We start from the raw sequence: 18,215 nt of genomic DNA on the forward strand, positions 1-18,215 counted from the left end.
ATGCGCAGCAGGCTCGTGCTCCAGACCGTCGAATCGCACACCGAGGGGATGCCCACGCGGGTCGTCACCGGCGGCGTCGCCCCGATCCCGGGGGCGACGATGATGGAGCGGCGCAACCACTTCCGCGAGCACAACGACCACATCCGCGAGCTGCTGATGAACGAGCCGCGCGGACACGCGTCCATGAGCGGGGCGATCCTCCAGCCGCCGACGCGGCCCGACGCCGACTGGGGCGTGCTGTTCATCGAGGTCTCCGGCTACCTCCCGATGTGCGGGCACGGCACGATCGGGGTGGCGACGGTGCTGGTCGAGACCGGCATGGTGCCGGTGACCGAGCCGGTGACGACGGTCCGCCTCGACACCCCCGCGGGCCTGGTCACCGTGGAGGTGCAGGTCGAGGACGGGTCGGCGAAGGCCGTCACGCTGGTGAACGTCCCGGCGTTCACGGTCGGGCTCGATCGCACCGTGAGCCTCAAGGACGGCCGCGAGATCCGCTACGACCTCGCGTTCGGCGGCAACTTCTACGCGTTCGTCGATCTCGACGACCTCGGTCTGCCCTTCGACCGGGCCGCCAAGAACGAGCTCATCGCCGCCGGGCTCGACATCATGGCGGCCGTGAACGCCGAAGCAGAGCCGGTGCACCCGCTCGAGCCCTCCATCCGGGGGCTCCACCACGTCTACCTGACCGCGCCCGGCTCGGACGCGAAGCACTCGCGGCACGCCATGGCGATCCACCCGGGCTGGTTCGACCGCTCCCCTTGCGGCACGGGCACTTCCGCGCGCATGGCTCAGCTCCACGCCCGCGGCCTGCTCGGTCTCGGCCAGGATTTCGTCAACGAGTCGTTCATCGGGTCGCGCTTCACCGGGCGCCTGGTCGGCGAGACGGAGGTCGCCGGCATCCCGGCTGTCGTCCCGTCCGTCACGGGCCGGGCGTGGATAACCGGTACCGCCCAGTACACCCTCGACCCCGACGACCCCTTCCCCAGCGGTTTCATCCTCTGAGCCCTCCCGCATACTGTGACGCGCCACGTGTGACATACCACTGAGGAGGTCCTGATGCCAGCTCGAGCCGGAGCCGCGCCAGCCGTCGCGATGTCCCTGCCCGAGATGGGCGGGCGCCGCGCGAGCTACCGGGAGCGCATAGGCGAGGCCCTCCGGGCCGCCGTCATCACCGGGGAGCTCGCCCCGGGCAAGGTCTACTCGGTGCCCGTCCTGGCCGAGCAGTTCGGCGTCTCCGCCACTCCGGTGCGGGAGGCGATGCTCGACCTCGTCAAAGAGGAACTGGTCGAACCCGTGCCCAACAAGGGGTTCCGGGTCAAGGTCGTCTCCGAGGCGCAGCTCGACGAGTACACGAAGCTGCGCGAACTCATCGAGATCCCCACGACCGCGGCGCTCGCGACGACCGCGGACCTCGCCGACATCGAGGCGCTGCGCCCGCTGGCCCAGGCCATCATCGACGCCGCCGCCGAAGAGGACCTCATCGCCTACGTCGAGGCCGACATGCGGTTCCACCTGGAGATGCTCGCGCTCTCGGGCAACAGCACCCTCGTCGAGACCGTCCGCAACCTGCGCCAGCGCTCGCGCCTGTACGGCCTGACCGCGCTCATGGAGCTGGGCGAGCTCGAGGAGTCGGCCGGAGAGCACATGGAGATCCTGCACGGGCTCCTCACCCGCGACCCCGAGTACGTGCGGCAGGTGATGGAGCTGCACCTCAGCCACGTCAGGGGCTCGTGGGCCCAGCCTTCCTGACCTGGACGCCGAGCGGCCGCGGGCGAGACGCCCGCGGCCGCTTCGCACTCCTTCGATCCGGGATCAGTGGTCGTCCCAGTGCCCGGCGTGGGCGGCGTGGCGGTGGCCGTCGTGCGCGTAGTCGGTGTGGTCGCCGTGGGCGACCGCGAGGTGCCCGCAGTCCTCGCCGTGCTGGTGGGCGTGGCCGTCGTGGACGTGGTGGCCCTGCGGTTCGCATTCGTCGACGTGTTCGCCGTGGATCTTGTGCATGTGCCCGTCGTGGGCGTAGTCGGTGTGGTCGCCGTGCGGGACCGCGGTGTGGCCGCAGTCCTTGCCGTGGTCGTGCGTGTGCGCGGCGTGCTCCGTGTGCGCGGCCATGTCGCCGGCCTCCTCAGTGTGTCCCCGTTGCGAGCCTGCGCGACGGCGCGGCTCGTCCTCACCGTATCGTCCCCGCCTGTCCCTTTGGAGGACTTTTCACGATCCGCGGGGACGGGTTCGCGACACGCGCGCCAGCGCCGTTTCAGCGGCGTTCGGCGTCGCGGATCGCCACGGCGGCGTTGATGAGGCCGATGTGGCTGAAGGCCTGCGGGAAGTTGCCGAGCATCGCACCTGAGGCCGTGTCGACCTCTTCGGACATGAGGCCGAGGTCGTTCGCGCAGGCCGCGGCCACGGCGAAGGCGTCGCGGGCGGGCCCGGGCCGGCCGGTGAGGGCGAGCGCCTGGGCAAGCCAGAACGTACACATCACGAACGACCCTTCCGCTCCCTCGAACCCGTCGGTGCCCGACTCGTAGCGGCGCACCAGGCCTCGCGGGTCGCGCAGGCGCGCCGCGATGACGTCCACCGTCGACACGAGCCGCGGGTCGTCCCCGGGGAGGAAGCCGACGGCGGGCATGCTGAGGACGGCCGCGTCCAGGTCGTCGCCGTCGAAGGCAGCGCAGAACGCCCCGATGCCGGGGTTCCAGCCGCGCGTCTCGATGGCCTCGCGCACGCGGTCGCGTTCGGCCTCCCAGCGCGGCGCGGCGTCGCCTTCGATGTCGAGCAGGCGCGCGTACTTGACGGCCCGGTCGAGCGCGACCCAGCACATGAGCTTGGAGTAGGTGTAGTGCCGGGGCAGGCCGCGCGATTCCCAGATGCCCTGGTCGGGCTGCTCCCACTGGTCGGCGGCGGCGTCGGCGACGCCCGCAAGGAAGTGGCGCGCGGTGTCGTCGAGGCGGCGGAGGTGGCCGCGCAGGTGCCAGGCGGCGTCGAGCAGCTCGCCGTAGACGTCGAGTTGCGGCTGGAGCCAGGCGGCGTTGCCGACACGGACGGGACGTGAAGCGCGCCAGCCGGAGAGGTGGCCGAGTTCCCGTTCGGACAGGTCGTGCTCGCCGCCGATGCCGAACATGATCTGCAGCGGCGTCTCGGGTTTGTAGCGGGCGGCGGCGTGCGTCATGAACTCGAAGAACTCGACGGCCTCGCCGTGGCACCCGGCGGCGGCGAGCGCCTGCACCGTGAAGCTGGCGTCGCGCACCCACGCGTACCGGTAGTCCCAGTTGCGGCCCGCGCCGACGGCCTCGGGCAGCGAGGTGGTGGGTGCGGCGACGATGGCGCCGGTGGGCTGGTAGCGGAGTGCTTCGAGGACGAGGATCGAGCGGGTGACGAGGTGTGGCAGGGGGCCTTCCCAGGGCGGGTGGGCGTCGCTCCAGTCCTGCCAGCCCTGCACGGTCTCGGCGAGGGCGGCGTCGACCGCCTCGGGCGTCCAGGTGGCGGGCGGGTCGTCGGCGAGGCCGGTGGTCTGGGCGGCGAAGCGCAGGCGGTCGCCCGCGCGGAGGCGGAGGCGGGCGGTGGCGCCCTGGTGTCCGAAGGCGAGGTCGGCGGGGCTGGTGAGGACGGTGCGGACGGGCCCGCCGGTGGCGAGCACCCCGCCGGGGACCGCGGTGAGGATGGGGGTGACGAGCCCGTATTCGGGCCTGGGACGGAAGGCGAAGTCGAGGTCCATCTCGCCTGCGGTGCATTCGAGGACGCGGAGGGTCGCGATCGGTGCGTGGGCCGCGAGCAGGAGGCGCTCGTCAGCGTCGTCGTCCACGGCGTTCGTTTGGGCGGCATTGCCGGCGGTGTCGGCGGGGCCGAGCGCGAGTGCGTCGGTGAGGTGCACGGTGCCGGTGTCGGTGGTGAAGACGGTGCGGAGGACGAAGGTGTCGCCCACATAGGAGCGTTCGGTGTGGAACGGGGCGGCGGGCCGGATCGACCAGTGCCCGGCTTCAGGGTCGAGGAGGCGGCCGAAGACGGCGGGGCTGTCGAACCGGGGGCGGCACAGCCAGTCGATGGAACCGTCGGCGGAGACCAGTGCGGCGGCATGGCGGTCGGAGAGGAGCGCGTAGTCCTCAATGGGGCGACCGGTCCCTGAAGCGGCGTCCGCTGTGGTGGTGTCGTCGTGCATGGCGCGGCTCCTCGTCTCCGGCACTGGCGGTGCGATGGTCCGAAAACGGGAGCACCGGCGACCATGTTTCCATGATCCGCGGCGGAATATGTGACATACCACCTCTCCGGCGCTGGGGTCGAGACAGGTGAAACGGGATCCGGTTTTGTGATGCGGAGCAAGTCCGGGACCTCGAGAAATGAATACGGTTTTCATTTGTATATGGTTCGGGACGCACCGTCCGCACCTCCCCGCTGGAGTCCTCCCTTGCCTGTCTCCCGTCGTTCGCTCCTCGCAGCCGCCTCCACCGTGCCCGTCCTCGGCCTGGCCGCCTGCTTCGCCGAAGGCTCCGAGGGGGCCGACGCCTCCGGCCGCATCAGGGTCGCCCACATGCAGCCGCCCCGCTCCGGGCTCTCGCCGCTGTCCGACGACGCCTTCAAACTCTCCCGCTGGGCCACCGCCGAGACCCTCGTCGTCCTCGACGCCGACGGGAACGCGCTGCCGTGGCTCGCCACCGATTGGACGCAGGACGGCGCCACCTGGACCTTCACCCTCCGTGAGGACGTCGCGTTTCACGACGGCACGCCCCTGACCGCCGAAGCCGTCGCCAACGCCCTCACCGCCGCCGCCCAGGCGGCGCCGAAGCCGCGCATCCTCGACGGCGTCGACCTCACCGTGGCGGTCGCGGGCAACACGGTCGCGATCACCACCGGTGACACCGACCCCCTGCTCCCCCACCGCATGTCCTCACCGCAGCTCGCGATCCTCGCGGCGAAGGCCTACCGCGACGGGATCGTCGACCCGGTCGGCGCGGGCACCGGCGCGTTCGTCCTCATCTCGGTCGACGGCACCTCCTCGGCCACGCTCGACCGCAACGAGGACTGGTGGGGCGGCGAAGTGCTGGCCGCGGGCATCGACGCGTCGTTCGTGCCCGACGGCACCGCACGGGCCGGGAAGCTCCGCGCGGGCGAGGCCGACATCGTCGAGTCCATCCCGGTCTCCCAGGCCGGCCTGCTCGAGCCGGATCAGATCACCGAAGTGCCCATGCCGCGCACCTGCACGCTCTACCTCAACTGCTCCGCCGGGCCGTTCAGCGACCCGGCCATGCGGGCCGCCGTCCGCGAGGCGATCGACGCCGCCACCATCGTGGACGGGGTCTACGACGGCCGCGCCGACCTCGCCGAGGGCCTGCTCGGCCCGGCGATCCCGTGGGCCGCCGAGCGTTCCGGCCGCACCGAGCCCGCCACCGCCACGGACGCGGCCGGGACCGCGATCACGCTCGGCACCTTCACCGACCGCGCCGAGCTGCCCGAGGTCGCCCAGGTCCTCCAGCAGCAGCTCCAAGACGCCGGATTCACCGTGGAGCTCGACATCCGCGAATACGCGAACATCGAGGCCGACGCGCTCGACGGTGCGTTCGACGCGTTCCTGCTCTCGCGCGCCACCGTCCTCGACTCCGGCGACCCGGTCGCGTACATGTTCTCCGACTTCGCCTCCGACGGCTCGTTCAACCTCTCCCAGTTCGCCGACGACGGCGTGGACGCAGCCCTCGACACCGCGTCCGCGACCGTGCCCGGCGACGAACGCCGCGCGGCCGTGCTCGCGGCCGAGACCGCGATCCTCAACGCCGACGCGGCGATCCCGCTCCTGCACGAGCGGGTCATCCAGGGTGACGCGGCAGGCGTGACCGGGTCCATCAAGGACCCCCGCGAACGCGAACTCGTCGGCCCCGAGACCAGCGTGGCGTAGGCGGCGGCATGCGGATCGTCCTCGCCCGGCTGGGCGCCTTGGCAGTGCTGCTCGCCGTCGTGGGCCTGCTGCCGTGGCTCTCGCGCAAGGACCCGGCGCTCACCGTGCTCCGCGCCAGGTCCGCCGAGCAGGAGGCGACCCCGGAGGCGCTCGACGCGATCCGCGCCGACCTCGGACTCGACGCCGGGCCGCTGGCGCTCCTGGGCCGATGGGCCGCGGACCTGCTCCGCGGTGACCTGGGCACCTCCTGGACCTCCGGTTTCCCCGTCGGGCCCGCGGTGGCCTCCGGGCTCGGGACCTCCTTGACGCTCATGGCCGGCGCGTTCGCGGTGGCGCTGCTCGTGGCGGCTGCGCTCTGCGCCAGGACCGTCTGGCAGGGCGCGCGCGGCACGCTCGGCGAAGGCCGCCCCGGCGGCGCGATCGGCGCGGTCCTGGCGGCCAGCCCCGAATTCCTCATCGCCACGGTCGGGCTCATCGTCGTCGGCGTCTGGCTCGGCTGGCTGCCGACCTCGGGTTGGAGCGGGCCCGCGAACCTCGTGCTGCCCGCGGTCGCCATGGGCGTTCCGGGCGGGGCAGTGCTCGGCAGGCTCATCGGCGACGCGCTCCCGGGCGCGTTCGACGAGCGCTGGGTGGCGCTGTGGCGATCGGCGGGCGTCACGCGGGGACGGATCGCGGCCGGCGCACTGCGGCGCGCCCTGCCCGCGGTAATGCCGCAGTTCGGGCTGGTGGTCGTCGGGCTGACCGGCGGGGCCGTGGCGGTCGAGACGATCTTCGCGGTGCCCGGGATCGGCCGGACCGCCCTGGGGGCGGCGAAGTCCCAGGACCTGCCGCTGCTGCAAGGCTCCGTACTTGCGCTCATGTGCCTCGGACTCGCCGCCGGGGCCCTCGGCCATCTGGCCCGGCGCGCCATGCTCGGCTCCGGCCTGCGCGACGCCGCGCTCACCCCGCCCCCGCCGCCGCGCGCGCCTACCGGCCGCCGCCAGTACGCGGTGCCGGCTGCACTCGCTGCCGTCCTGGCATTGACCGTGGCGTGGGGTCTCCTCCGCGATCCGCTCGCCCTGGACGTCACGGCGAAACTGCTGCACCCGTCGTGGGCGCACCCGCTCGGCACGGACGCGCTCGGCCGCGACGTGCTCGCCCGCCTCGGCCACGGCGCGGCCCACACCGTCGGCGCGGCGGTCGCAGTGACCGCGTTCGGATTCGCACTCTCGCTCGCGCTCGGCTTCGCGCCGCGCGTCTCGGCGGGCGTCGCGGACATCGCGAACGCGGTCCCCCCGGTCCTCGCCGGCGTCCTCGTGGCGGCGGCGCTCGGCCCTGGCACCGTGGGCGCGGCGATCGCAGTGGCGCTCGTGTCCTGGCCGACCCTCACCGCACACGCCGCCGCGCTGACGCAGGAGGCCAGGGCCGCTTCATATCTGACCGCGCAGCGGGCGCTCGGCGCGAGCCCGGCCTGGATCACCGTCCGGCACGTCCTGCCGGAAGTGGCCGGGCCCTTGGCGCGGCACGCGGTGCTGCGGCTGCCCGGCATCGCGCTGGCGCTCGCGTCCCTGGGGTTCCTGGGGCTCGGCACGCAGCCGCCGACCCCCGAATGGGGACTCCTGCTGGAGGAGTCCCGCGCCTATGTGGAGGTCGCGCCCGCCGCCGCGCTGGCTCCGGCCGTGGCGATCGCATTCCTTGCGGCGCTGACGGTCTCGGGCGCGAACCTCACGCGCATGCCGCGCCGGAAGGCGGCGTTCGCATGAGCACCCGCTCTCCGGAAACCGCCGCCGTTCACGCCGTTCCCCTCGGCCCTCACTTCGGGAACCGGGGTCCCCGGCCTAGTGGCATGGCACCCGATCGAAACGACCGGCACTGGAGCCCGTGTCCGGCAGTCCGGCGCCGCAGCGTGTCACTCGGAAAGGTGAAGGCCCCGTGAGCGAACCGCTCCTCGATGTCCGTGACCTCCGCGTCGCGATCGGACGGACGGAGGCCGTGCGCGGCATCTCCTTCAGCATCGACCCCGGCGAGATCGTCGCGCTCGTCGGCGCTTCAGGCGCCGGGAAGTCGTTGACCGCCAAGGCGATCCTCGGACTGCTGCCCGCGTCGGCGCACGCGTCGGGCAGCGCGGTGCTCGACGGCACCGAGGTCCTCGGCGCCAGCCAGGCGGTGCTCGGCGGGCTCCGGGGCCGCACCCTCGCCTACGTTCCTCAGGACGCCCTCACGGTGCTGAGTCCGGTCCACCGGGTCGGCGACCAGATCGCGGGGGCCATCGCCTCGGTGCGCGGCATCGGCAGGGACGCCGCGCGCCGGGCCGCAGTGGACGCACTCGACGCCGTCGGCATCCCCGATCCGGCCGCCCGCGCCCGCGACTACCCGCACCAGTTCTCCGGCGGCATGCGCCAGCGCGCCGTCATCGCCCTCGCCACGGCCGCCTCTCCGAAACTCATCGTGGCCGACGAGCCGACCACGGCGCTCGACGTGCGGACCCGGACGCAGATCCTCGACCTCCTGCGGGACCGCTGCGCCGCAACGGGCACCGGCATGCTGGTCATCACCCATGACCTGGCGGTGGTCGACGAGTACGCGGACCGGGTGCTCGCCATCGAGGAGGGCCGGCTGCTCGCCGACGCGAACCGGGAGCGACCGGTGGTCGCACCGCGGGCGCCCTTGCAGGATCCGGCGGCGCTGCTGGAGGTCCGCGATCTGACGGTGGAATATCACATGTCACATGTGCCGCTGCACCACCGGATCGGCAAGGGACGCCGCCAGGGGCAGCGCGCAGTGGACGGCGTGTCCTTCGACATCGCGGCCGGAGAGACACTGGCGCTCATCGGCCCCTCGGGTTCAGGGAAGTCGTCGACCGGCGCCGCGGTCCTGCGGCTCCTGCGGCCCGCGAGCGGCACGGTCCGCTTCGAGGGCCGCGACCTCACCGGGATGGCCGAGCGCGACCTGCGGGCGTTCCGCCCGCGGTTCCAGCCGGTGCTGCAGGACCCGTACGGCTCGCTCAGTCCGCGACTTTCGGCCGCGGAGGCCGTGGCCGAGCCGCTGCGGGTGCAGCGCCGCTGGGACCCCGCGTCGGGTCCGGCGAAGGTGCGGGAGCTCTTCGCGCTCACCGGACTCGGCGAGGAACTCGCCGACCGTCGCCCGCACGAGCTCTCGGGCGGCCAGTGCCAGCGCGTGAACATCGCGCGGGCGCTGGCGAGCGATCCGCGGCTCCTGGTGCTGGACGAGCCGACTTCGGCGCTCGACGCGCCGCTGCGCCGGGAGGTCTTCGATCTGCTCATCGGCTTGCAGGAGCGGCTGGGTGTGAGTTATCTGTTCATCTGCCATGACTTGGAGGCGGTGCGGGGTTTCGCGCATCGCGTGGCGGTGATGGAGCATGGCCGGATCGTCCGATGTGGACCGACGCAGGAGGTCTGCGACGAGTTCGGCGTTCGGGACGGAACGGCGTCAGAGCCGGTCTGAGGCTCGGTGTTCGGGCGGCCGGCCGGGAGGCGGGCCGCCTCCCGACCGGTGCTCACACCGGCTTGCGCTCGGCGCGGCGGTACTGGCGCGGGAGCGGGTGCGGGTCGCCGAGTTCGTGCGCGGCCTGGCGGGGCCAGTACGGGTTGCGCAGGAGCTCGCGGCCGAGCAGGACGGCGTCGGCTTCGCCGTCGACGAGGATCTTCTCGGCCTGCTGCACCTCGGTGATGAGGCCGACGGCGGCCGTCGGCATCCCGGTCTCGCGGCGGATCCGCTCGGCGAACGGCACCTGGTAGCCGGGGCCGGTCTGGATGCGGGCATCCGGGATGTTGCCGCCGGTCGAGACGTCGATCAGGTCGACGCCGTGCTCGTGCAGCAGCGCGGCGAGGCGCACGGTCTGGTCGGCGGTCCAGCCGTCGGGTTCGATCCAGTCGGTCGCCGAGAGCCGGAACAGCACCGGCACCTGCTCCCCCACCGCCGCGCGCACCGCGTCGGCGATCGCGAGCGGGAGGCGGGCGCGGCGCTCGAAGTCCCCGCCGTACGCGTCCTCGCGGCGGTTCGAGACCGGCGAGAGGAACTCGTGGACGAGGTAGCCGTGCGCGGCGTGCACTTCGATGACCTCGTACCCGGCGTCGAGCGCCCGCTGGGCGGCGTCGGCGAAGGCGGTGACAACGCCGCCGATCTCCTCGATGCTCAGCTCGTGCGGCACGGCGTGGTCGCCGCTGAACGCGATCGCGCTGGGCGCCACCGTCTCCCAGCCGCCCCGGTCCGGGTCGAGCGGACCGCCGCCGTGGGCTTCGCTGTCGGTGCTGGCCTTGCGGCCGGCGTGGGCGATCTGGATGCCCGGGACGACGCCCTGCTCGCGCATGAACGCGGTGAGCCGGCGGTGCCCTTCGACCTGGGCGTCGTTCCAGATGCCGAGGTCGTAGGGGCTGATGCGGCCTTCGGGCGCGATGGCGGTGGCCTCGACCAGGATCAGGCCGGGCCCGCCGGTGGCGCGGGCGCCGTAGTGCTGCATGTGCCAGTCGTTCGGCACGCCGGTCGCGGGGCCGGTGGTCGCGGCGCTGTACTGGCACATCGGCGCCATCCAGATCCGGTTCGGGACGGTGGTCCCGCGCAGTGTGATCGCGGTGAACAGGTTGCTGGTCACGGTGGCTCCCTTGAGGTTTCGGGCGGACCGCTAGCCGATGAGGGCGGTGAGCGCTTCGGCTGCGGCGGCGGACGACTGCGGGTTCTGGGCGGTGACGAGGTTGCGGTCGACCTGGACGTGCGCGGTGAACGGGTCGGCGGCCACGAAGTCGATCCCGGCGGCCTCGAGCCGGTCCTGGAGCAGCCACGGGGCCTTGTCGGCGAGGTGCGCGAGGCGCTCTTCGGCGTTGGTGAACCCGGTGGCGCGGTAGCCCGCGAAGGCGTTCACGCCGTCCTCGTCGGCGGCGAGCAGCGCCGCGAGGCCGTGGCAGACCAGGCCGACCGGTTTGCCCGCGCGGAGGGCCCCGGCGAGCAGCCGCCCGGCGTCGGCGTTGACGGCCAAATCCTCCATGGGGCCGTGGCCGCCGGGCGCGTACACCGCGTCGTAGTCGGCGAGGTCCACGCCGTCGAGGTCGACGGGTTTCGCGAACTCGTCGGCCGAGGCGACCACGGTGCGCAGGTGCGCTGCGGTCTCGGCGTCGCCGTTGGCCTCGTCGGTGAGGCTCGCCGCGTCGACCGGCGGCACCACGCCGCCGGGGGTGGCCACGGTGACCTGGTGCCCGGCGTGCTTGAGCGCCTCGAGCGGGACCACGGCCTCCTCGGCCCAGTAGCCGGTGGGGTGCTTGGTGCCGTCGTTCAGGGTCCACTCGTCGGCCGCGGTCATGATGAACAGGATCTTCGCCACGATCGTTTCCTCTCGTTGTCGTTGCAGTGCTTGCTATTCGTTGAAGCTCGCGAAATAGGACGCGGCCATGTCCTCGCCGCCGTGACCTTGCGCTGAGGCGCGGCGGAACCGTTCGAGCCCGGCCTCACCGAGGTCGAGGCGGACGCCGTTCGCGCGGGCGGCCTCGACGATGAGGCGCGCGTCCTTGACGGCCGTGTCCAGGCCGAAGCTGGTGTTCGCGGTGTCGCCGCCCAGGATCAGGCCGCCCTTGGTGTGGGCGTACCCGGCGTCGAGCGGGCCGCCTTCGATGAGCGCGAAGAACCGCTTCGGGTCGACGCCGAGGCCTTTCGCCAGCGCGAGGACTTCGCCGATGCCGTGGGTGAGCACGAGGACCCAGCTGTTGGCGACGAGCTTGAGGCGGGACGCGGAGCCGTCGGCGCCGTTCTCGCCGGTCCACACGGTCGTCGCGCCGACGGCGTCGAACACGGCGTTCGCGGCCGAGTCGTCGTTCGGCCCGGCGGCGAGCACGGTGAGCTTGCCGGCCTCGGCGGGTTCGCGGGTGCCGAGGACGGGCGCGTCGAAGAACACGAGGCCGTGTTCGGCCGCGAAGGCGGCCAGGTCGGCGATGCCCTCGATGCCGGCGGTGGTCGACTGGATCCACCGCGCGCCGGGACGCAGTGCGGGGGCGGCCTGGCGCATGACGTCGAGCGCGGCGGGGCCGTCGTGGAGCATGGTCACGATCGCGTCGGCCTCCGCGACGGCTTCGGCGGGGGTGGCGGCGATGCGGATGCCGTCCGCGGCGAGCGGTGCGGCCTTCTCGGGGCTGCGGTTCCAGGCCGTGACCTCGTGTCCGGCGCGGGCGAGGTTGCGGGCCATCGCGGCCCCCATGATGCCGGTGCCCAGGACGCCCACGGTCGCCTTGTCGCTCATCGGTTCTCCTGTCCTCAGGCCCTTGCGGGCGTGCGTGGTGTCGGAACTGCCGCGACCCACGATACTTGCAGACGCCGACTAATGCAAGCGACGATTATCTTCGAGGGACTTATGTCGCGGTGCGCTAGTATCGACACGAACGGACCGAGCCGGAGGAGCATCGTGAGTACAGCAGCGACCCCCAGCACCGCGCTGGCCCAGCACTGGTGCGCCCTCTCCGCACTGCACGACGGCATCGCCGACCACATCGAACGCCGACTCGAGGCCGCGCACGGCCTCTCAGTGCGGGAGTTCTCGCTCCTCACCGTCCTCGACCGGCAGGCCCCGGGCAGGCACCTGCAGATGCGTCAGGTCGCGGAAGCGGTCGTGCTGAGCCAGAGCGCGACCACGCGCCTGGTGACCCGCATGGAGGACCGAGGGCTGCTGCAGCGCACCATCTGCGCCGATGACCGGCGCGGCATCTACACCGACGTCACCGAGTCCGGACGCAAACTCCTCACCGACGCGACGCCGACCCATGACCGGGCGCTGGCGGAGGCGCTCGAAGAGGCGCGGAAGAACCCTGAGTTCACGCCGCTGGTCGAAGCGTTGGAACGCATCGGGACCGACTGAGCGGCGGTCGTTCAGCGCTGCTGCTCGCCGACCACTGCGCCGCAAGGTTTTCGGGCCGCCCGCGGACACCGGGACGGGCGGCGGTTGCGGGGCTCAGCCCTTCCAGAACTTGGCGCCCGCGCGGGCCACGACATCGCGCTCGGCGCGGTTGAGCTGCTTCTCGTAGCGGTAGTTGAGCTTGAGGACCGGCGGTTCGGACTCGACGCGGAAGACGTTGCCGAGCCAGCGGACGGGGCGGCCGTCGGCCAGCTCCCACAACTGCACGATCCGGTCGCCCGGGGTGATGGTCATTCTGATGTGGAGGCCGGCGTACTCGAGGTCCTCGGAACGCGCCCAGCCCACGACTTCGGGGTCGGGGTATCCGTCTGGCAATGAGGCTTCGTCGTGTCCGCTCATGTCCGGGCCAGCCATTCCTTGCATTGATGACATTCCGGTCTCCATCATCGCAGACCACGGTATGCACGCAAGTGCCGCACAGAGTGACACCGGGTCTGCAAAGACCAGGATAGTAGGCGCACCAGGCGGACCGAAAGAGGGAACGGTGCGACTCGGTGGGGAACGTGACCGGCGGCCGGTGCGGCGCGCCCGAAAAGTCCGCCCGCCATTGCGGCCGGATACTGGTGCCATGAAGCTCAGCCGCCCGGTCTCGGTGTTCCTGCTCGCCTTCGGCGTGTGGTCCTTGGCGATTTGGACAACCTTTGTAAAAAACCTGTTCGAGGACGTCAGCGGCCTGGCGTTCGACGCCGCCGGCGATCCGACCGGGTATTTCTGGGTCCACTTGACACTCGCTGTCACCTCGTTCGGGCTCGGCGTCGCCATCGGCGCGATCGGTCTGCGCGGCCTCCTCGCGAGCCGCCGCACACCGCGTGACTGATTCCTGAAGGGAGCGTTCGACGACTGGACGACTCGGCTGCGAGTCGGAAATCCGACCCGGGCGTTATCACTCGAACGAGCTGCGCGGCAACGCCGACTCAGCGGACGTCGAAGCGGTCACGCCCGTGCGAGGGCGTCCACGGTCGCCTCGGCCGCGGCGATGTCCCGCTCGCCCTCGGCTTCGGTCAGGTTGTCGACGGCGCGCAGGAGCGCCCAGGCGCGGAGGCGTTCGGCGTCGACGCCGAGGCCGTCCGCGACCGCGTGGAGCAGTTCGCCACCGCTGTGCGGACCGTGGTGCTGCAGCATGAACAGCAGGTACCCGCCGTCGAAGGCCCGTTCGGCGAGGTACGGCTTCGGGTCGATGACCAGCCACGGTTCGCGCTCGGCCGAGACGATGTTGCCCAGGTGGGTGTCGCGGTTGCCGATGCCCAGTTCAGGCGGGTCTCCGATCCGGTCGCACAGATCGAGCGCGAGGTCGAGGCGGGCCGCGGCCGGGCCCTGCCGCGCGGCCCCTCGCAGGTCACCGTATTCGGAGCGCCACAGGTCCAGCATCGCAGTGGCGGCCGGGAACTCGGGGAATCCCTCAACGGCTTCCACCGGCCGCCACAGCCGCCGGTAGAGGCCGCAGGCGATACCGATCCGCCGCCATGCCGCCTCCGGGGTGCGGTGGCCGAAGAAGCGCGTCGACTTGAGGCGATTGCCGGGGACGGCCCGTTCCAGGAGCATCGCTCCGGTCTCCGGGTCGTACTCGTGCAGGCGCACCGCGCCGTCGCCGGCGTACAGGTGCAGCGCGGTCGGTTCGGCGGCGTTCTCCTCGTCGCGGTAGATGACCTTGAGGACCGCCTGCTCACCGGACTCCCGCCGCACCGGGACCACATAGGAGTGGCTGCCGCCGCCGTAGGGCGGCCCGTCCGTCCGCAGCGACCACAGCCGCTGCAGACGCCAGACCGTCTTGGGAAGGCCGTCGAGCCAGGCCTGGCCGGCACTGCCGTGCCAGGCGAGGACGTCGCGGCGGACGGAGGAGGGAACCACACCGAATCGCATCGGTACAGTATCGAGCAACGCCTTTTGCCACCGCAATCCGCATACGCATGGGAGGCAAGCAGACCGGCGTGATCAGTCCGACGAGGCGAGCGCGTCCACCGCTTCGGTCACCGCAGTGTCACCGCTCCGCAGCTCCAGGACCAGCCGAGACACCGCCGGACGGCGCAAAAGCTCGGCCACCACGGCGGCCACATCGGAGCGGGTGACGTCACCGCGACCCACCGGCGGCTCGGCGAGATGCACCCGGCCGGTCGGCTCGTCGTTCGTGAGCGAACCGGGCCTCAGGATGATCCAGTCGAGGTCCCTGGCACGCAGGTCCTCCTCAGCGGCGGCCTTGGCCTCGATGTACGCCGCCCACACCTCGTCGCGGCTCGGATCGGGCTCCGAATCGGCGCCCATGCTGGAGATCTGCAGGAAGCGGCGCACGCCCGCCCGCTCGGCCGCGTCGGCCAGCAGCACCGCCGCCGCCCGGTCCACGGTGTCCTTCCGTGCAGCCCCGCTGCCGGGGCCCGCACCCGCCGCGAAGACCACGGCGTCGACCTCCCCGTACATCTCTGAGGCGAGGAGTCCGCTGAGGTGCTCGGCGTCGGCCTGCTCGAGGTCGAGGACGATAGGACGCCCGCCGATCGCGGTGAGGTCCTCAGCGTGGTCCGGGTTGCGGATGAGGCCGGTGACCGAATGCCCTTCGGCGGCCAGGATCTCGGTGAGGCGCAGCGCGATCTGGCCGTGCCCTCCGGCGATGACGACATGCATACGGCCCAGCCTAACCCCGCTCGCCGCGGCGCGGGCCGCTCTGCGGCGGACCGCATCCGCACTCGCCAACGAGGCCGTCCGAGACCCCCGAGCCCGCGCCACCCACCGAAAACCATTGAAAAACACCGGGTAGCTTGTTGCATCGTGAGTGATTCACACATTTCGGGACCGCTGCGCGGCCTGCAAGCAAGGCCGCTCCCCGGACCCGCCCCGGCGCCGCGCGCCGCGTCCTGGGCGCGCCTGCTGCTCGCCGCAGCGCTCGTGTTCCTGACCGTTCCGTTCGTCGCCGCCCCGGCGCAGGCGGCCACCGACATCACCGGCCGACTCCGCGCCGGCCAAGACGTCGTGCTCAACGGCGACAGCGTCGTCAACCTCGGCAGCGGCGAGGAGATCGTCTACGGCGGCCACCTCAGCGGCGTCGGCACCCTCACCGTCAGCGGGTCGGGCAAGCTCGTCCTCACCGCCGACTCGGACTTCAGCATCCCCGAGGACCGCCGGCGCCAAGTGGTCGAGGCGCGAGGCGAGCCCTGGTGGTGGAACACGATCGAGGATCCCGACCCGCCCGCCGTAACGGTCGAGGCCGGCGCCACGCTCCAGTACGGCGACGGCACGGGAACGACCGGCACGCTCGGCCACTACCCGTACGACCTGCCGAACTTCGAGTGGAACGCGCTGAACCACCACGTCGACGGCACGCTGATCGTGGCGGTGCACGGCCGCCGCTACCACCCGGGCAACCTCAGCGGGTCCGGTTTCATCGTGCAGCCGCGCCACACCTGGGACGGCCTCTCCCTGGCGGGAGACCACACCTTCTCCGGGGTCCTGTACAACGGCACAGTCGTCCACTACAGCCAGCGCGAATTCCTCTCGACGATGCCCGAAGTGGACACGGTCCTGAACCAGGGATCGTTCATCATCGACACCCAGGACGGCAACGACACCGTTCTCGACGTGGACTTCTACTCGCGCGAGTGGGGCAACGACATCAACTTCCACTCGCAGATCTTCGGGAGCAAGGTGGTGGTCTCCGGCGTCTACTCGTGGGCCGACTCCGGGCCGGACACCGATCCGTCCCTGTCGGACCCGAGTCTGAACTACGAGGTCGTCGCGCACAACCACAACAAGCGCGGCATCAACATCGAGGGCGCGCTGGTGCAGTGGGGTGACGGCACCGACAACGAGTTCTTCCTGCCGGGCAACCGCGACACGGTGTACATCAACATGCACGCCAGGCGGATGCGCAGTCACCTAATCCTGGACTACAACGGGCCGGTCCGGCTCGACGCGCCGATCTCGGGCGGGATCTTCCACGACACGATGGACGCCGTCGGCGCCGGCGATGTGACCATCGCGGGCACGGCCGGCAATGCGGTCACCTTCGCCGACCAGCAGAACTACGACGGTGCGACGACGGTCGAGGCCGGTGCGGTGCTGCGGCTCGGGGCCGGCGAGGAGGGCGGCGACGGCTGGCTGCTCATCGGCGGCGAACACACCGCGATCATCGACGAGGGCGCTCTGGTGGTCGACAACGTCGAGCACGAGGCGTCGCTTGAGGACATCAGCGGCGCGGGCAGCCTCGAGCAGGCCGGGTCGGCAACGCTCACGCTCACCGGCGGCATCGAGTACACCGGTCCGACCACGGTTTCGGGAGGCACGCTCGTGCTCACCGGCGGGGACCTGGCCGCCTCCGAACATGTCGCGCTCTCGGGCGAGTCCGCGGTGCTCGACCTCTCGCAGGTCGAAGGCCAGACGGTGAACGACCTCAGCGGGGTGGCCGGTGCGAACGTACGGCTCGGCGCCGACGGCCTCACCGTCGCCAGCGCGAGCGACACCGCTTATTCGGGTGCGGTCGAAGGCGAAGGCGGCCTTGTCAAATCGGGTGCGGGGACATGGACCTATTCGGGAACGAGCAGCGCCGCGGGCGCTTGGACCGTCACCGAGGGGGTGCTGGCGCTCGGTACCGCTGCCCAGGACGGCACGGGTGAGGAAGGTGCCGATCAAGGCAGCGACGATCCGGATGACGCCGGTGCCGACAGTGCGAGCCAAGACGGCGCTGACGGCGAGAGCGTCGCACAGTCCGGGGCGGAACTCGCCGGGGACCTGATCGTCGACCAGGGCCTGACGGTTAACGCCGCGAGCGGCGTCGGCGGCGACCTGTCACTCGGCGGTGCTTCGACCCTGACCGTGGGCTCGAACGGGGGGCTCACGGTCGGGGGCGAGGCCGCTCTCGACGGGACGCTGGCGGTCACCTACGAGGAGGGCGGCGCACTCCCCGAGGAGATCTCCGTCGTCACCGCCGCAGGCGGTGTCTCCGGGACGTTCGCCAATCTCGCGCAGGATGCCGAGCTCTCGATCGGCGGCGCGAGTTACCGGATCGCCTACGAAGCCGACCGGGTCGTCCTGCGGACGGACGAGCCGCAGGCGGCCGCCGAAGCGGCGGAAGGCGGTGCCGATGCGGCCGGGTTGCCCTGGTGGGCCTATGTGATCGGTGCGGTCATACTCCTCCTGCTCCTGGGTTTCGGCCTGCTGGCCTGGTTCCGATGGCGCCGCAGGGGCGCGGTGGCCGACGATGCCACGATGGAGCTTCCAATTCTGAAGGCCCGGACCTGAACCGGAGCTGAAGCCACCTGAAGGCGGCTTAAGGAAGGCGTGGCCGGGAGTGTCACGGAGCGTCTACACAAATCGGACACAAGAGGGACCCCTGGAGCAAAAATACTCCCGGGGTACGACACTGGTCCGCCCTGAAATCCGCGAACCGACCGCCTTGAACGCGACAGGTCTACGCGTTTCCGCGCGAGGCGCGAGGCGCGAGGCGCGAGGCGCGAGGCGCGAGGC

16 protein-coding genes are annotated in these 18,215 nt (G+C 71.8%); 8 read left to right on the forward strand and 8 right to left on the reverse strand.

What is annotated here, in order from left to right; genetic code table 11:
• Window positions 1-1,002: a proline racemase family protein gene (locus AB0I03_RS04985; RefSeq protein ID WP_360406566.1), complete on the forward strand. Its 1,002-nt coding sequence runs from the start codon at window positions 1-3 to the stop codon at window positions 1,000-1,002.
• Window positions 1,003-1,056: 54 nt separating this feature from the next.
• Window positions 1,057-1,749: a GntR family transcriptional regulator gene (locus tag AB0I03_RS04990; protein WP_360406569.1), complete on the forward strand. Its 693-nt coding sequence runs from the start codon at window positions 1,057-1,059 to the stop codon at window positions 1,747-1,749.
• A 63-nt stretch (window positions 1,750-1,812) separates the two neighbouring features.
• On the opposite strand, the gene AB0I03_RS04995 is transcribed toward AB0I03_RS04990, so the two are convergent.
• Both AB0I03_RS04995 and AB0I03_RS05000 read right to left on the reverse strand, forming a co-directional pair.
• The gene (locus AB0I03_RS04995) at window positions 1,813-2,106 is read right to left on the reverse strand and encodes a hypothetical protein (protein WP_360406572.1); all 294 of its coding nucleotides are present in this window, start codon (window positions 2,104-2,106) and stop codon (window positions 1,813-1,815) included.
• 142 nt (window positions 2,107-2,248) lie between these two features.
• Window positions 2,249-4,147 (reverse strand): glycoside hydrolase family 15 protein, encoded by a 1,899-nt coding sequence (locus AB0I03_RS05000; protein ID WP_360406575.1) that lies wholly within the window; start codon window positions 4,145-4,147, stop codon window positions 2,249-2,251.
• 201 nt (window positions 4,148-4,348) lie between these two features.
• On the opposite strand from AB0I03_RS05000, the gene AB0I03_RS05005 reads away from it, so the two are divergent.
• The 3 genes from AB0I03_RS05005 (at window position 4,349) to AB0I03_RS05015 (ending at window position 9,319) form a co-directional block, all read left to right on the forward strand.
• On the forward strand, window positions 4,349-5,875 hold the full coding sequence (locus AB0I03_RS05005) for an ABC transporter substrate-binding protein (RefSeq protein WP_360406578.1): 1,527 nt from the start codon (window positions 4,349-4,351) through the stop codon (window positions 5,873-5,875).
• Between the two features lie 8 nt (window positions 5,876-5,883).
• On the forward strand, window positions 5,884-7,617 hold the full coding sequence (locus AB0I03_RS05010) for an ABC transporter permease subunit (RefSeq protein ID WP_360406581.1): 1,734 nt from the start codon (window positions 5,884-5,886) through the stop codon (window positions 7,615-7,617).
• A gap of 169 nt (window positions 7,618-7,786) precedes the next feature.
• Complete coding sequence (locus AB0I03_RS05015) at window positions 7,787-9,319, forward strand: ABC transporter ATP-binding protein (protein ID WP_360406584.1); 1,533 nt, start codon at window positions 7,787-7,789, stop codon at window positions 9,317-9,319.
• A 52-nt stretch (window positions 9,320-9,371) separates the two neighbouring features.
• Here AB0I03_RS05015 and AB0I03_RS05020 read toward each other — a convergent pair whose 3' ends face one another.
• From AB0I03_RS05020 to AB0I03_RS05030, 3 genes are read right to left on the reverse strand one after another with little or no spacing between them, the layout of a single operon-like run.
• Entirely contained in the window at window positions 9,372-10,466 is a 1,095-nt protein-coding gene (locus AB0I03_RS05020) for an NADH:flavin oxidoreductase/NADH oxidase (RefSeq protein WP_360406587.1), read from the reverse strand.
• 30 nt (window positions 10,467-10,496) lie between these two features.
• Entirely contained in the window at window positions 10,497-11,189 is a 693-nt protein-coding gene (locus tag AB0I03_RS05025) for a type 1 glutamine amidotransferase domain-containing protein (protein WP_360406590.1), read from the reverse strand.
• A gap of 33 nt (window positions 11,190-11,222) precedes the next feature.
• On the reverse strand, window positions 11,223-12,098 hold the full coding sequence (locus AB0I03_RS05030) for an NAD(P)-dependent oxidoreductase (RefSeq protein ID WP_360406593.1): 876 nt from the start codon (window positions 12,096-12,098) through the stop codon (window positions 11,223-11,225).
• Window positions 12,099-12,260: 162 nt separating this feature from the next.
• On the opposite strand from AB0I03_RS05030, the gene AB0I03_RS05035 reads away from it, so the two are divergent.
• Entirely contained in the window at window positions 12,261-12,710 is a 450-nt protein-coding gene (locus tag AB0I03_RS05035; RefSeq protein ID WP_360406596.1) for a MarR family transcriptional regulator, read from the forward strand.
• Window positions 12,711-12,803: 93 nt separating this feature from the next.
• Here AB0I03_RS05035 and AB0I03_RS05040 read toward each other — a convergent pair whose 3' ends face one another.
• Window positions 12,804-13,106, reverse strand: coding sequence for a hypothetical protein (locus tag AB0I03_RS05040; protein ID WP_360406599.1), 303 nt, complete (start codon window positions 13,104-13,106; stop codon window positions 12,804-12,806).
• Between the two features lie 229 nt (window positions 13,107-13,335).
• Between AB0I03_RS05040 and AB0I03_RS05045 the strand changes: the two genes are divergently transcribed.
• Window positions 13,336-13,584: a hypothetical protein gene (locus AB0I03_RS05045; RefSeq protein ID WP_360406602.1), complete on the forward strand. Its 249-nt coding sequence runs from the start codon at window positions 13,336-13,338 to the stop codon at window positions 13,582-13,584.
• 116 nt (window positions 13,585-13,700) lie between these two features.
• Here the strand turns inward: AB0I03_RS05045 and AB0I03_RS05050 are convergent, their stop codons facing one another.
• Both AB0I03_RS05050 and AB0I03_RS05055 read right to left on the reverse strand, forming a co-directional pair.
• Window positions 13,701-14,627, reverse strand: a complete 927-nt coding sequence (locus AB0I03_RS05050) for an aminoglycoside phosphotransferase family protein (RefSeq protein ID WP_360406605.1) — start codon at window positions 14,625-14,627, stop codon at window positions 13,701-13,703.
• Window positions 14,628-14,699: 72 nt separating this feature from the next.
• Complete coding sequence (locus tag AB0I03_RS05055; RefSeq protein ID WP_360406608.1) at window positions 14,700-15,380, reverse strand: NAD(P)-binding oxidoreductase; 681 nt, start codon at window positions 15,378-15,380, stop codon at window positions 14,700-14,702.
• A 144-nt stretch (window positions 15,381-15,524) separates the two neighbouring features.
• Between AB0I03_RS05055 and AB0I03_RS05060 the strand changes: the two genes are divergently transcribed.
• The gene (locus AB0I03_RS05060; RefSeq protein WP_360406611.1) at window positions 15,525-17,990 is read left to right on the forward strand and encodes an autotransporter-associated beta strand repeat-containing protein; all 2,466 of its coding nucleotides are present in this window, start codon (window positions 15,525-15,527) and stop codon (window positions 17,988-17,990) included.
• Window positions 17,991-18,215: the final 225 nt, after the last annotated feature.

This window comes from Glycomyces sp. NPDC021274 (genome assembly GCF_040641195.1).
In the GTDB taxonomy this organism is placed as follows: domain Bacteria; phylum Actinomycetota; class Actinomycetes; order Mycobacteriales; family Micromonosporaceae; genus Glycomyces.